Below are 14692 nucleotides of genomic sequence, written 5' to 3' on the forward strand. Positions count from 1 at the left end.
TCCAGGCTGAGTGTTGCGTTCAGCGCCTCCGCCTGGAGAAGGGGTCGGCTGGTGTGGACAGGGGCCGGTCAACCGACCCCTTACGGGTTCAGATCACGAAAAAACCATGGGTGCCGTCGCGGGCCAGTTGGTCCACCAGGCCATACTCCCAATCCAGGTAGGCCTGCATGGCCTCCCGTGGGTTGTCGGTGCCCTCGTACGGTCGGCGATAGCGGTCGATGCGCGGCGAGGCCAGGCGGGTTTCGCCGTGCTCCAGTGGTCGTTGCTCGGCGATCCAGGCTGCCGTGCCGCTGCGCAGCAGAAACACGTCCTTGCCGGTCAGCGCCTCGACTTCGGGGACCGCCAGCCGGGCCAATTGGCTGCTGCCACACGTCAGCACATAGCGTTGGGCCGGTGGCACCTTGGCCAAGGCGTCGCTCAACCGAGCGCGCAATACCCACCAGGCGCCGGGGATGTGGCGCTTGACGTAGTTGGCGCTGCCGGTGAAATCCAGCACCACGGTGTCACCTTCGGTCAGCCATTGTTCAAGGGTTCCGGGGCTGATTTCCTCGGCTTGCGGCGGTGCAGGCACCGGCGCTTTCCAGGTGCCCTGTTCACTGAAGTGCGGCGGTTGCAGGTCATCCAGCACGTGCACCTCCCAACCCAGTTGCGCGAGCCAGGAGGCTGACATATTGGCGCGTACGCCGTCGTCATCCACCAGCACCAGGCGCGCGCCGCGCACACTGGCGAAGTGATCGGTTTCCTGCACCAGTTGCCCACCGGGGGTGGAGCGCGAGGCGGGCAGGTGGCCGGCTTCGAATTCTTCCGGAGTACGCACATCGAACAGGTAGGTGCTGCGTGTCGGTTCCTGCTGCCAGCGATGCAGGTCGGCGAGGGTAGCGCGCCCGACCAGTGCCTGGTCGGCGACACGGCGGGCATCGCGAGCGGCGACGTCTCGATGTTCTTCGCCGGTGACGGCAAAGCGGCGTGCCTGGCCGTGCTCCAGGGTTTGACCGGCCAGGGTCCAGCCGATGGTGCCGTTGCGCAGGGCGGCCACCGGGTTGTCGATGCCCGCGTTGATCAGCGACTGGGTGCCGATGATGCTACGGGTACGCCCGGCGCAATTGACGATGATGCGGGTCGTCGGGTCTGGCGCGAGTTCGCGAGCACGCAACACCAGTTCCGCCCCCGGCACGCTGATGCCACCGGGAATGCTCATGGTCTGGTATTCGTCGAACCGCCGGGCGTCGAGCACCACCACGTCGGCTTCGCTGTCGAGCAACGACTGGACCTCTTCCGCCGCCAACGAAGGTGTATGACGCTGGTTTTCCACCAGCTCACCGAAGGCCTTGCTCGGCACATTGACGTCGATGAACAACTCGCCGCCGGCCTTGCGCCAACCCTCGAGGCCGCCCTCGAGCACGCTGACATCGATGTAGCCCAGGTCCTGCAAACGCTGCACCGCGATGCCCGCCAGACCCTCGCCGTTGTCATAGACCGTCACCGAGGTATCGCGCCTCGGGATGCGCGAATACACCTCCAGCTCAAGCTTGGACAGCGAAATATTGGCGGCGAACAACGGATGCCCTTCGGCGAACGGGGCCTCTTCGCGGACATCGACAAGGGCCAGTTCTTCACGGTTCAGCAACGCCTGGCGAATCTCGGCGTAGGAGCGGGTAGGTGCGGTGCTCATAGGGCTTGGCTCTCTTTGGACAGGTCCCAGATATTGGGGAGGAAGGCGTTGGAATAACCGGAAATGAACAACTTCTCGCTGCCGTCGGGCTGATACACCGCACGGCGAACGGCGCCGATGTTGGCGCCGTACACGTGAATGCTGATGGACACCTGGTTATCGAAGGCGTTGCTGACTTGGTGGATGTCGCCGATCTTGGGAGACACCGCTTCGACCTGGCCCGGCACCAGCCGTGTGGGCGTGCCCTCGGGCACCAGGGTGCCATCGGGATGACGGGCGAAGCCTTGGGAATGCTCGGCGCCACGCAGCATGCCAATCAGCCCCCAGACCCGATGATCGTGGATCGGCGTACGTTGCCCCGGTCCCCAGACAAAACTGACCACGCTGAAACGCTGCCGCGAATCGGCATGCAGCAAGTACTGCTGATAGCGCTCGGGGTCTGCCTGGGCAAAATCCTCGGGCAGCCAATCGTCGTGGCTGACCAACTGAGCGAGCAGCTTGCCACCGCGATGCAGCAGGTCGCCTTCGCGAGGATTGCCATCGATCAGCTCCGCCAGGGCGCCGATGAATGCTCTGAGTCTCTCCGGGTGTCGGGCCTGGGTCATGGCGATTCCGTCGTTGTGTTGAATATCTGTTGCCATGATTTAAGCATAATGATTTTTCTTAATATGCTATTTTTTAATGATTAGGTTATAGCTGAAAAGAATTTAGAACAGTTGTGAATAGACTTAGAGGTTATCGATCGGTGCGCCGGGCTATCCAGGCATGCGCAATGGCACTATGATTTTTTACAGCGCATTATGCTTTTCAAACATTTTATTGACTGTTCTCTATGTGCGGGCCAAATGAAAATTGACGATATTGACGCCTTTGTCGAAGTGATTCGTTGCCAGTCCATCAGCCATGCCGCCGAGACCTTGCAGCTGACGCAACCGGCTATCACACGCCGCGTGCAGAACTTCGAGCAAGCGTTGGGCGTGGAATTGTTCGACCGCAACACCAAGCCGCTCAAGCCCACGTTGATCGGTACGCGAGTCTACGAGCAGTGTCGTCTGATCCTGCGGGAGATGGATGCCCTGCGCGAGCTGGTCGCCACCGATGCGCCGCCTACCGGCCTGTTGCGCCTGGGCGTTCCGCAAACGATCGGGGATGTGGTACTGCTCGATGCGCTCAAGCATTTGCGCGTGGAGTACCCCGAGCTACGTGCCCAGGTCGTCACCGGTTGGGGCAGCCAGTTGGTCGGCAAGATCGAGCGTGGCGAATTGGATGCAGCGGCGGCGTTGTTTCCCGCGGGCAAGATTTTTCCAGACAACATTGTCGGTGAGTCGATCGGCAAGATGGAACTGGTGGTGGTGTGCGCCAACGCGCAGTTGCCCAAGCGTCCCTGCAAACTGGCCGACGTCTACCAGAATGGCTGGATCCTCAATCCGGACGGCTGCGGTTTCCGTGCCGGGTTGCAGAGAACCCTGTCGGACCAGGGCCTGGCTTTGCGGGTCAACCTGGAAACCTTCGGTACCGAATTGCAACTGGGCCTGGTCGCCGATGGCCTGGGCCTCGGCCTGGTGCCGCGTCCGCTGCTGGAACGCAGTGTTCATCGCGAACACCTGGCGGTCATGCCGCTGAAGGATTTCAAGCCGGTGATGGACCTATGGCTGATCTACCCGCACTTCCTGGGCAACCTTCAAGGGCCGGTGGATGCCTTCGGCAAACGGGTGGCTGGATCGTTGCAGAAGGTCAAGCATGCCGCATGAGTGGGAGAAGGGGCGGCGTATCATAAAAAATAATAATAATTAGCTTAGATTAAAATGTGCTTTTTATTATTTTTTGCCTTCCCCTAGGCTTCCTGGAGATCCTTAAGGCCATCCAGGAAGTTTTGCCATGAGCAGCGTCAGTCCGTTATCCAGCGTTTCGAAAAATGTTCGCCAGCGTGTCAGTCCCGAGGAATGGGAGGTGCGGGTAAAACTGGCCGCCGCCTATCGGCTGGCGGCCCTGTTCAAGTGGACCGATCACATCTACACGCACTTTTCCGCGCGGGTGCCGGGGCCTGAGGAGCATTTCCTGATCAATGCCTTCGGGCTGTTGTTCGATGAAATTACCGCGTCCAACCTGGTCAAGGTCGACATTGACGGAACCATCGTCGACGACCCGACCGGCCTGGGCATCAACTACGCCGGGTACGTGATCCACAGCGCTATCCACGGTGCGCGTCCCGACCTGCAAGCGGTCCTGCATACCCATACCCGCGATGGCATCGCGGTATCGGCCCAGCGCGATGGGCTGTTACCGATCTCGCAGCACTCCATCGGCTTTTCCGGGCGGGTGGCCTACCACGGTTACGAAGGTATCGCCCTGGATCTGGACGAGCGTGAACGGTTGGTGGCGGACCTGGGGGACAAGAGTGTGCTGATTCTGCGTAACCACGGTTTGCTGACGGCGGGGATCAGCGTCGAGCACGCATTCCAGCAACTGCAAGGGCTGGAGCGCGCCTGCAACATCCAGATCGCGGCACAGGCTGGCGGCAATGCCGACTTGATCTTTCCTCCGGCCGAAGTGGTGGCCAAGGTCGAGAAACAGGCCGAAGTGTTCAAAAGTGGTGACGGGCCGGGTGTTGCGCGGCACTGGGATGCGCTGATCCGGCAGTTGGAACGGACCGACATCGACTACAAGAACTGAGTTTTCAAGCGGTGTGCCAGGCGGCTCTGTCTTTGCCTGACTCACCGCTTTCGCGAGCAAGCTCGCTCCCACAGTGATGAGTGGGCGGGGCACGAATCGCCCATCCAACCACAACCCAATGTGGGAGCGAGCTTGCTCGCGATAGGGGACTGACATTCAACATTGATGCTGACTGTGATGGCCTAATCGCGAGCAGGCTCGCTCCCACATTAGATACTCAGTGCTTTACGCGACTTTTTCCGCCGCTTGCCGTTCGCGTTCGGCGACGAGTTGACGGGTCAGCGGGATCAGGCGCTTGCCATAATCGATGGCGTCATCAAGTGGGTCAAAACCGCGGATCAGGAACGTGGTGATGCCCAGGTCGTAATAGTCGAGCAGGGCTTCGGCCACTTGTTCCGGGGTGCCGACCAGCGAAGTCGAATTGCCTTGTGCGCCGAGCAGACCGGCGATCCCGGTCCACAGGCGTTTATCCAGGCGCGAGCCCTGGGCCGCGGCCGCCAGCAAGCGTCGGGACCCTTCGTTCGGCGGTTCGCGACGCACAAAGCCGTTCTGTTCGGCCAACGCTGTGGCCTGTTGCAGGATGCGCTCGGCACGGTCCCAGGCTTGCGCTTCGGTGTCGGCCAGGATCGGTCGCAACGACAGGCTGAAACGAATGCTGCGCCCGTGCCTGGCCGCCTCGGCGCGCACCTGATTCACCACTTCGCGCACCTGTTCGTAGGTTTCACCCCACAATGCGTAAACGTCTGCATGCTTGCCGGCTACAGCGATGGCCGCCGCCGATGAGCCACCAAAATACAGCGGTATGTGTGGCTGTTGCGGCGACTTGACTTGCGAGTGCGCACCCTCGACCTGGTAGTACTTGCCCTGATAGTCGAAGGGCTTTTCGCGGGTCCATTCCTGACGCAGCACATCAAGGTATTCATCGGTACGGGCGTAGCGCTCGTCTTTGCCGATGTAGCTTCCATCGGCGCGCAATTCACGATCATCGCCGCCGGTGATGATGTGCACGGCGGTGCGCCCACCATTGAACACATCGAGGGTGGTGAACTGTCGTGCGGCCAGGGTCGGGGCGGCGAATCCCGGTCGATGGGCAATCAGGAACTTCAGCTTTTTCGTCACGCTGGCGGCATGGGAGGCAATCAGCGTGCTGTCCGGACTGTTGGAGTGGAACGCGACCAGGGCGCGGTCGAAACCGGCTTCCTCATGGGCGCGGGCGACGGTCTCTACATATTCGGGCTGCAACACCGGGCCGCTGCGCGGCTGGGTTTCCGAGGATTGATGGCCACCGATGTAACCGATGAATTCGATGCTCATGCTGGGTTCCTTGTCTTTGGATAGGCGTGATTTCAAGCCTCCACCGGGCAGGGGGTCGGTCTGTGACGTCGAAAGTAGGCGCAGCGGGCAGGGCTGTGAAATGCCGTTTTGTTCTAAGTTAATTATTAATTAAATGAATCATATGAAATCGTAAATATCAGCAATGCGCATTTTAAGGTGTGTCAGGGATGCATCCGCCGCGGGACGTGGGCTGCGAGCTTTTATTATGCAAATAATTTATCTGGATTATTTTATATCTGATTTTTAATCATATTAGGTTATTCCCAAAAAGAATTTCACTGGCGTTTTTTATGCGAATAGCATGAATTCGAAGCCGTATTCTTGATGAGGAAGGAAGCCTGATGACCGAAAAGACCTTCGATACGCGGAGCACGAGTAGCTCGTTTTCTGTCAGCAAGGCTGTTGAGAGCCGGGGTGCGTCGAAGCTGATTCCCGGCTGGCTACACAACTGGCGAACCCCGGAAGTCCTTCTGCGCCTGCTCAGCCCGGTTGCGTTGCTGCTCTTGTGGGAACTGGCGTCGCAGCTCGGCCTGATCCCCCAACGGATTATCGCCGCCCCCTCGCAAATAGGCGGCACCCTCTGGGCGATGATTGTGTCCGGGGAGCTGGGCAAGCATTTGCTGGTGTCGCTGCAGCGCGCGTTGCTGGGGTTGAGCATCGGGGTCAGCGTCGGCGTCATTGCGGCGCTGATCACTGGTTTGTCCAAGCTTGGTGAGGTCATCCTCGACTCGCCGATGCAGATGTTGCGCACCATTCCTTCCCTGGCGCTGGTGCCGTTGTTCATCCTCTGGTTCGGCATCGGCGAGTTCACCAAGATCGCGCTGATCGTCACCGGTACGACCTTTCCGGTGTACCTGAATCTGTTCGCCGGGATTCGCAACATCGACCCCAAGCTGATCGAGGCCGCCAACACCCTGGGCCTGAACCGTCGCGAGTTGATCTGGCATGTGATCTTGCCAGGTTCCTTGCCTTCGTTTTTTGTCGGCTTGCGCTATTCCCTGGGAATTTCCTGGCTGGCCCTGGTGTTCGTCGAACAGATCAACACCACCGCCGGTATCGGTTTTCTGGCCAGTGATGCGCGGGATTTCATGCGCACCGACGTGATCGTGATCTGCCTGCTTATCTACAGCGTCCTCGGTTTATTGATCGACGGACTGATTCGCACGCTCGAGCGTTTTGCCCTGGCCTGGCGCCCATCTTTTGTGAGGAACTGACATGTCGACTATCGCGGCAAAAAACCTGCAGTCAGAAGCACCGGTACAACTGCGTAATGTGGTACGCCAATTCGGCGAGCAACGGGTCATCGATGGCTTGGACCTGGACATCGCACCAGGCGAATTCGTCGCGCTGCTCGGGGCCAGCGGTTCGGGCAAGACCACCTTGCTGCGCAGCCTGGCCGGCCTGGACAGTATCGACAGCGGTCAGTTGCTGGTGCCCAAGGCACGGGCCGCGGTGTTTCAGGAGCCGCGGTTGATGCCGTGGAAGCGCGCCTGGAAGAATGTGGTTCTCGGTCTGCACACCCCGGACGCCAAGGCGCGAGCGGTGCAAGCGCTGACGGAGGTCGGCTTGGCCCATCGTCTGGAGGCCTATCCGGCGACGCTCTCCGGCGGTGAAGCGCAACGCGTGGCGCTGGCCCGTGGCCTGGTGCGCGAACCCAAGCTGTTGCTGCTCGACGAACCCTTCGCCGCGCTCGATGCACTGACCCGGATTCGCATGCATCGGCTGATCATCGAGTTGTGGCGCAAGCACACCCCGGCGGTGTTGCTGGTCACCCATGACGTGGATGAAGCCATCCTGCTGGCCGATCGGGTGATCGTGTTGGCCAATGGCAAGATCGCCGAGCAATTGTCGATCGATCTGCCGCGGGCTAGAGATACCGGGCAGCAGGGTTTCCAAGCGATCCGTGCGCGCTTGCTGGGGTTGTTGGGGGTCGAGGTGGAGACCGTTGCCGTGGCTGAACGACCGCTCACGAACAAGGCTGTCCGGCGTTTTGCCCATGGCTGACGCTGCTTTCAATTCATTGATACAGGGATGTGCTGTCATGCCGATACACGTTCGCAAATCTGCGCTGGTGTTGTTGTCCTGCGTCGCGTTGCTACTCAGCGGTTGCGGTGACACGGTCGAGTCCCAATCTCCATCTGCTGCCAAGTCAGACTTGTCCGGCGTCAAGTTGATTTTGGGCGATCAAGCCAAGGGCTTGCGCACTGTGGTCGAGGCGGCACATGCATTGGAAGGGATCGACTACACAATTGAATGGGCGAACTTCCAGGGGGCCGCGCCCTTGTTCGAAGCCTTGCGTGCTGGTGCCGTCGATTTGGCACCGGCTGGCGATACGCCGGTGCTCGCCGCCGCGACCGGTGGTACGCCACTGCGCATCGTCGCGGTACGACGTAGTCAATCAAGGGGCATTGCGATCCTGGTTCCAGCTGATTCGCAGATCCGCACCGTTGCCGACTTGAAAGGCCGCAACGTCGTGGTGTCTTCGGCTCGCGGCAGCATTTCCCAATACCTGTTGATTCGCGCACTGGCCAATGCCGGTGTCGAGGACAAGGAGGTCAATGTCGGATTTGTCCTGCCGACCGATGCCTTGTCCGCATTCAACGCTGGCAAGATCGAAGCCTGGGCCACCTTCGGGATTTATCAGGCGTTTGCCGAGCAGCAGGGCGCGCGGGTGCTGATCAGCGGCGAGGGCATCAATACCGGCCTGACCTTCATCACCGCCTCCGATGACGTCCTGGCCGATCCCCTCAAGCGCAAGGCACTTAGCGACGTATTGCAACGCTTTGCCAAGGCCTTCGAATGGGCCCGGCAGAATCCTGACGAGTACGCACGGGTCTTCGCCAAGGTCAACGATATTCCCCTGGAAGTCTCGCAACGACTACGCAGTTGGGGGGATGAGGCGCTGTTGCCGCTCGAACCGCAGGATGTCCAGGCACTGCAGCAAGTCGATGACTTGTTCGTGGAAAAAAACATTTTCCCCCATCGTGTCGATGTGCAAAAACTGACGGATGACCAGGTGTTTTCCCTGAAGCCTTTGACATTGACGCAGTCGGAGCCGGCACGTTAGTCCGGGGCCAGGCACGTGTTCGTTTTGAATGTTTACGAATGGACAATGTTCGGAGCGTCACAAGGGCCCTAGCTTCTGCGGAGTATTAACACCGTGATCTCATACGCGAGGACAGCTTTTCCCGTTGTCGTAGCAACTTCCACATCGAACACAACCCAGCCTCGGTTTGGGTTTCTGGTGTGAATGAGTAATCGGAGGACTTGGGCGCTAAGTTTGAGCTTGTCTCCTGGCACTACAGGAGCAATCAACCTGAACGCATCGATCTTCCCTCCCGCCACGAGGCTTGTTTGAAGAAACAACGCCTCGCACATCAAGCGCTGCGCAAAACCGAAGGTTTGCACCGCGCTGGCACAGTGCACCCCTAACGGGCTCGAGTGGGCCAGGTCCGGATCGATATGCATGTCCAGAGGATCGTACTCGGTCGCAAAGGCAATAATTTGCCCCTCTGTGATGGCGGCAGGCTGCGTGGCAGCCCATGTTCTGCCAGGCGTAAAGTCTTCCCAAAACAGCGCCTTTTCCATCGCGATGTCTCCATTTTTTGTGTCATGACCATTGAGGTTCTGGAATGGATAGTGGCGGTGACCAGGGCTCACGGCAATGTTCAACCACCTCAGCCTGGCTGAACGCTTTGGACAATGGGGCTTGGCATCGAGGTCCTGACGGCGCTGTTACCCAATTGATCTCAACCTGCCCCACCTTCGGGTTGACACGCGTTGCGTTGGCGCGAGAACTTATTGACGCAACCTCGACCGCGAGGCCACCCGCAGAGAGAAATACGCGTGCTCGCCCAAGACAAAGGGACTACTTCAATCAGCTTGGTGCATGAAGCCCTCGAGGGCGCATTGCGGCGCCAGTTGGATACCGCTGGCGTCCTGCAGCAAGCACGCATCGATCCTGAGCTCCTCACCTCGCCCCAGGCGCGCGTTTCGGCAGCTGCATTTTCTCGTTTGTGGGTTGCGCTTTCAGACCTTCTCGATGATGAGTTTTTCGGCATCGATAGTCACCCAATGCGAAGAGGCAGCTTCCGACTGATGTGCCAGGCGTCGATTGGTTCCACGTCGCTAGAACAGGCGTTGCATCGGATTTTGAAGTTTCTTCGGCTCGTACTCGACGACATCTACGGTGAACTGATGTTTGACGGCGACTGCGCCGTCATCGTCATTCATGATCGCGGCGTTGAGCGACGCCTGTTCAGCTATGGAACCTGGCTGATCCTGGTCCATGGCCTGCTGTGCTGGCTGGGTAACAGGCGCATTCCAATTCAGACGCTCTGCTTCAGGCCCTCCCGGCCCGCTGACGATAGCGACTACCGCATGCGTTTTTGCGAAGACATTCAGTTCGACGCCCCAACCAGCAGGGTGCGATTTGATCGCAGTTATCTGAACCTGAGGGTGGTGCAGACCCAGGCTACCCTGTCGACCTTCATGAAGGAGTCGCCTGCCAGCCTGTTAGTCAAATATCGCAACGAAGACAGTATCAGCGTCCAGGTCCGAATGAGATTAAGGGGGCTTGACCCGGAACAATGGCCAGAGCTCGACAAGCTGGCGAAGGTTCTTGGCATGTCCTATTCGACCCTTCAGCGAAGGCTGCAGGCCGAAGGCATCAGTTACCAGCGCCTGAAGGACAACTTGCGGCGGGATATGGCAATCAATCTGCTCTGTCAGCCAGACATGACGGTCATGGAGGTGGCGGCGCTCACAGGCTTCCAGGAAAGCAGCGCCTTTCACCGGGCCTTCAAGAAATGGACTGGCGTCAGCCCAGGCGCCTATCGTCGATCTAACGCCGACGACTCGAGCGAGGGCTGAACAGCCCTGCATGTGTTCGCGCGCAAGAGTTTCCTTGAAAACCGCAACTCGTTTCCCGACCTGAACCCTCGGTTCTTCCACGCCAGCACCGCCCCGACGTGTCAGGCGGCCACGACTGTCCAAAACGGTCACGCAAAACGATGCCGTAGGGCATAGGCCACAGCCAACCCAACTCCTACGATGCGAACCAGGTAATCCCTGGGTGCGCGTCGATCAAGCAAGCCGCCGATTGTCGAACCGGTGTGTCTTCTCCCCGACCGCAACCACGACCATGCGCCTCGTGACGCAGGGACATGTGCACTTCACCCAACAAAAACAAGATCGAAGGAGACACACTATGCAGCCGGTAAATGTTTATGCACTTGCGGTGGACTCAACGTTCAACCGCTTCCATGGGCTCATACTTTTTTGGTGTGTGCTCATTCTGATCATCGATGGCTATGACCTCGCCGTCGTCGGCGCTGCTCTTCCGGCAATCATGAAAGACATGAATATCGATCCGACCAGCGCCGGTGTCATGGCCGGTGCTGCTCTCTTTGGAACGATGCTTGGCGCAATTTTTCTTGGCACGCTGGCGGACCGCATTGGCCGGCCGAAAATGATCGCCATCTGCGTAGCGCTGTTCAGCATTTTTACCGCCGCGGCAGGGCTGACCAGCGACCCTATCAGTTTCAGCATCTCTCGCTTTATCGCCGGCCTTGGTATTGGCGGTGTACTGCCCATTTGTACAGCGCAGATGGGTGAGTTTTCCCCGCTCAAACTTCGCACGCGCCTGGTGACCCTGGTTTTCGCGGGCTACTCCGTAGGCGGTATTCTGGTGGCGCTCACTGGCAAGCAGCTCATTGAGAGCTACGGTTGGCAGTGGGTGTTTTATGTAGCGCTGCTGCCTGTACTGCTGATCCCCCTGATTCTGAAGACCATGCCAGAGTCCATCGGTTATCTGCTCAAAACCGGCCGTCAGGAGGAACTGCGGGCTATCGCGGGCAAAATAGACCCGACGCTCCAGATCGACGAGAACACCGTGATGGTGGGCAACGCTGCGGTCCTGGATAAACAGCAGGCACCCGTTCGGCACCTGTTCAAGGAGGGCCGGGGTTTCAGCACGGTGATGATCTGGGCGGCGTTCATGACTGGCTTGTTTATGGTCTACGCCCTTAACTCGTGGCTGACCAAGCTGATGGCGATGGCTGGTTTCAGCCTGGGCTCGGCGTTGAATTTTGTGATCGTGTTCAACGTGGGCGCCATCGTGGGTGCTATTGGTGGTGGCTGGCTGAGCGACAAGCTCAACATCAAGCACGTGCTGGTTGGTTTCTACATCGTGGGCGCCATTGCGCTGACTGTCTTGGGCTATACGCGCTCGACGACACTACTGTTTCCGGTGGTATTCGTTGTCGGGGCGTCCACCTTGGGTACCCAGTTGCTGGCCTATGCCTATGCGGGTGATTTCTACCCCTCAACGATTCGTTCGACTGGCGTGGGTTTTGCGTCGGGAGTCGGTCGAATCGGCGCCATCGTTGCCCCTGTTCTTATCGGCTGGCTGGTGTCATTGAACCTGCCGCTCGAGAAAAACTTCATGGCCATCAGCCTGGCGGGCCTGATCGGCGCGGCCGCGGTCACCCTGATCAATCAGTCGCGCGCTGACTCTACACACGTTCGAAAGGCAACGGCCCTCACGCACTGACAAGCGTTGCGTATCCCCTGTACCCGAATCTGTAAGCCATAAGGCATGAAAATGAACCGCTTATCCCAGCCGCCAGTACCAGCTGAGCTACTTAGCCAGACGATTGATTGGGCGATCGCTTCACGACGCAGCATTCGGGCGTACCTGCCCACGCCTGTGCCGCGGGAAGAAATCGAGGCGATCCTGGATGTCGCCCGTTTTTGCGCGACAGGCGTGAATATGCAGCCTTGGCGTGTCCACGTAATCACCGGTGCCGCCAAGACTCAGGTTTCACGGGCTATCGCTGAACTGGACAACGATCCGTCGCTCAGCGGTGACCTTGAAGACGCCTATGAGTACTACCCACGAGAATGGACATCGCCGTACGTGGACCGGCGCAGGAAAGTGGGTTGGGACCTCTATGGCCTGCTGGGCATCACCAAAGGTGACAAGCAGCGCATGCACGCTCAGCACGGACGCAACTACCGTTTCTTCGATGCGCCTGTCGGTTTGCTGTTCACCATTGACCGGGTGCTCAAGGAGGGGAGCCTGCTGGACTACGGCATGTTTTTGCAGGCGGTGATGGTGGCGGCGCGAGGAAGGGGGTTGCATACCTGCCCACAGGCAGCCTTTTTGAAGTACCACGAGGTTATTTCCAACGCGCTCGAGATTCCCGCCGAACAGATGCTGGTATGCGGAATGAGCCTTGGCTACGCCGACGAAAACAGCATTGAAAATACGTTGGTGACTGATCGTGAGCCAGTGAGCGCGTTCACTACGTTTCATCACAATAATAAGGAGTCAACACCATGAAGCCTGGTGCCTACGAGAATGGGTTGGAGCAATCCAAGGCCAACTATCTGCCCCTGACGCCCCTTGGTTTTCTGGATCGCGCGGCTCTTGTCCACCCGGACCGGGTCGCCGTGGTACATGGTGACCTGCGCAGAACGTGGCGCCAAACGCGCGAACGCTGCTATCGGCTCGCCAGTGCGCTTTCCAACGAGGGCATGGGGGCAGGGGACACGGTTTCGATCCTGTCCCCCAACACTCCAGCCATGCTCGAAGCCCATTTTGGCGTGCCGCTTTGTGGCGCGGTGCTCAATACCGTCAACTACCGCCTCGATGCGGAAGGCGTTGCATTCATCCTGCGTCATGGGGAATGCAAGCTTTTGTTGGTGGATCGCGAATTTGCGGCGCTCGCCGTTGCCGCCCTTGAACGCCTCGAGCACCCACCCGTAGTCATCGACATCAATGATCACTTGGCGCCCCTGGGCAGCAGCATTGGCGATGTCGACTACGAAACCTTTATCGGCCGCGGCAGCCCGGATTTCCAAGGCGTGTGGCCCAGTGATGAGTGGCAGCCCATCGCACTCAATTACACGTCCGGCACCACAGGCGATCCGAAGGGGGTCGTGGCCAGCCATCGCGGTACCTATCTCATGAGCATGCTGCAGATGACCAACTGGCCCCTTTCCCGGGCGCCACGGTACCTGTGGACATTGCCTATGTTCCACGCCAACGGCTGGTGTTTTACCTGGGCTATCACTGCCGCTGCTGGCACCCACGTGTGTTTGAGAAAGGTCTCGGCAGAAGCGGTGTTCGATGCGATAGATACCCAGGGTGTCGATCACTTCTGCGCGGCACCGATTGTCATGGCCATGATCGCCAACTCAGCCGATCGTCCCCCGCTTGAAACGCCGGTTCGCGTGCTGACGGCGGGCTCTCCGCCTCCGGCAACCGTACTTGATGCCGTCGTCTCCTTAGGCTTCGATGTTGACCACGTGTACGGCATTACCGAAGTATCCGGCACACCGATCAGTTGTGTCTGGCAGGACGGTTGGAATGCGCTCGCGCAAAGTGACCAAGGCGCCTTGCGCGTACGCCAGGGCGCTCGCGCGGCTGGATTTGAGGGCCTGATGGTGGCTGACGTTGACACCCTGCAGCCGGTTCCAAAAGACGGCCACACCACCGGAGAACTGCTGCTCAAAGGCAACACCGTGATGATGGGTTATCTGAAAAACGAAAACGCGACGCGCAAAGCCTTTGAAGGTGGCTGGTTCCACACCGGTGATGTCGCAGTGGTACACCCTAACGGTTACATACAAATCACCGACCGCTGCAAGGACGTCATCATTTCCGGAGGAGAGAATATCTCGTCCGTCGAAATTGAAGAGGCCATCCACTGTCACCCGGCTGTTTTGCATGCGGCCGTCGTCGCGCAGCCTGATGACATATGGGGCGAGGTTCCGTGCGCGTTTATCGAACTCAAAGGCGGGGTTGAGCGGCCTACCGAAGCCGACATGATCGCGTTCTGCCAAGCGCGCCTTGCCCGCTTCAAATGTCCTCGCAGAGTGATCTTCATGGAGTTGCCCAAGACCGCGACCGGGAAAATCCAGAAGTTTCTTCTGCGAGAACAAGCCGGCAGTCGCGATGCAATTGTGCGTTTAGCATCGAGTGGTTGAGCCGAGTTCATTTCGCCC

13 protein-coding genes are annotated in these 14692 nt (G+C 59.1%); 9 read left to right on the forward strand and 4 right to left on the reverse strand.

Going from position 1 to position 14692, the window contains the following annotated elements:
• Positions 1-88 precede the first annotated feature (88 nt).
• Together ACZ5M5_RS12660 and ACZ5M5_RS12665 are read right to left on the reverse strand one after the other, a co-directional pair.
• Complete coding sequence (locus ACZ5M5_RS12660; protein WP_464739126.1) at positions 89-1672, reverse strand: rhodanese-related sulfurtransferase; 1584 nt, start codon at positions 1670-1672, stop codon at positions 89-91.
• Positions 1669-2277 (reverse strand): cysteine dioxygenase family protein, encoded by a 609-nt coding sequence (locus ACZ5M5_RS12665; RefSeq protein ID WP_103308121.1) that lies wholly within the window; start codon positions 2275-2277, stop codon positions 1669-1671. Before ACZ5M5_RS12665 ends, ACZ5M5_RS12660 begins: the two co-directional genes overlap by 4 nt.
• 240 nt (positions 2278-2517) lie before the next feature.
• Here ACZ5M5_RS12665 and ACZ5M5_RS12670 point away from each other — a divergent pair, with 240 nt between their 5' ends.
• On the forward strand, positions 2518-3423 hold the full coding sequence (locus ACZ5M5_RS12670) for a LysR family transcriptional regulator (protein WP_060742830.1): 906 nt from the start codon (positions 2518-2520) through the stop codon (positions 3421-3423).
• A gap of 127 nt (positions 3424-3550) precedes the next feature.
• Positions 3551-4345 (forward strand): class II aldolase/adducin family protein, encoded by a 795-nt coding sequence (locus ACZ5M5_RS12675; RefSeq protein WP_103308123.1) that lies wholly within the window; start codon positions 3551-3553, stop codon positions 4343-4345.
• A gap of 225 nt (positions 4346-4570) precedes the next feature.
• Here the strand turns inward: ACZ5M5_RS12675 and ACZ5M5_RS12680 are convergent, their stop codons facing one another.
• Positions 4571-5659: an LLM class flavin-dependent oxidoreductase gene (locus ACZ5M5_RS12680; protein WP_464739127.1), complete on the reverse strand. Its 1089-nt coding sequence runs from the start codon at positions 5657-5659 to the stop codon at positions 4571-4573.
• A gap of 362 nt (positions 5660-6021) precedes the next feature.
• Between ACZ5M5_RS12680 and ACZ5M5_RS12685 the strand changes: the two genes are divergently transcribed.
• The 3 genes from ACZ5M5_RS12685 to ACZ5M5_RS12695 are packed head-to-tail and all read left to right on the forward strand — an operon-like array spanning position 6022 to position 8747.
• Positions 6022-6894, forward strand: coding sequence for an ABC transporter permease (locus ACZ5M5_RS12685; RefSeq protein ID WP_464739128.1), 873 nt, complete (start codon positions 6022-6024; stop codon positions 6892-6894).
• Position 6895: 1 nt separating this feature from the next.
• Positions 6896-7684 carry an ABC transporter ATP-binding protein gene (locus tag ACZ5M5_RS12690; protein ID WP_060742826.1) on the forward strand — a complete coding sequence of 263 codons (789 nt, stop codon included), beginning with the start codon at positions 6896-6898 and terminating at the stop codon, positions 7682-7684.
• Between the two features lie 37 nt (positions 7685-7721).
• Positions 7722-8747 carry an ABC transporter substrate-binding protein gene (locus ACZ5M5_RS12695; protein ID WP_464739129.1) on the forward strand — a complete coding sequence of 342 codons (1026 nt, stop codon included), beginning with the start codon at positions 7722-7724 and terminating at the stop codon, positions 8745-8747.
• Positions 8748-8815: 68 nt separating this feature from the next.
• On the opposite strand, the gene ACZ5M5_RS12700 is transcribed toward ACZ5M5_RS12695, so the two are convergent.
• A complete protein-coding gene (locus ACZ5M5_RS12700; RefSeq protein ID WP_146042596.1) occupies positions 8816-9352 on the reverse strand; it encodes a MaoC/PaaZ C-terminal domain-containing protein in 537 nt (178 codons plus the stop codon).
• Positions 9353-9526: 174 nt separating this feature from the next.
• Between ACZ5M5_RS12700 and ACZ5M5_RS12705 the strand changes: the two genes are divergently transcribed.
• From ACZ5M5_RS12705 to ACZ5M5_RS12720, 4 genes are all read left to right on the forward strand, one after another.
• Complete coding sequence (locus ACZ5M5_RS12705; protein ID WP_060742823.1) at positions 9527-10552, forward strand: AraC family transcriptional regulator; 1026 nt, start codon at positions 9527-9529, stop codon at positions 10550-10552.
• Positions 10553-10889: 337 nt separating this feature from the next.
• On the forward strand, positions 10890-12233 hold the full coding sequence (locus ACZ5M5_RS12710) for an MFS transporter (protein WP_464739130.1): 1344 nt from the start codon (positions 10890-10892) through the stop codon (positions 12231-12233).
• A 51-nt stretch (positions 12234-12284) separates the two neighbouring features.
• Positions 12285-13025, forward strand: a complete 741-nt coding sequence (locus ACZ5M5_RS12715; RefSeq protein ID WP_464739131.1) for a nitroreductase — start codon at positions 12285-12287, stop codon at positions 13023-13025.
• A complete protein-coding gene (locus ACZ5M5_RS12720; RefSeq protein ID WP_464739132.1) occupies positions 13022-14674 on the forward strand; it encodes an AMP-binding protein in 1653 nt (550 codons plus the stop codon). Before ACZ5M5_RS12715 ends, ACZ5M5_RS12720 begins: the two co-directional genes overlap by 4 nt.
• Positions 14675-14692 lie beyond the last annotated feature (18 nt).

The sequence above is a fragment of the Pseudomonas sp. Van50 genome (assembly GCF_055390755.1).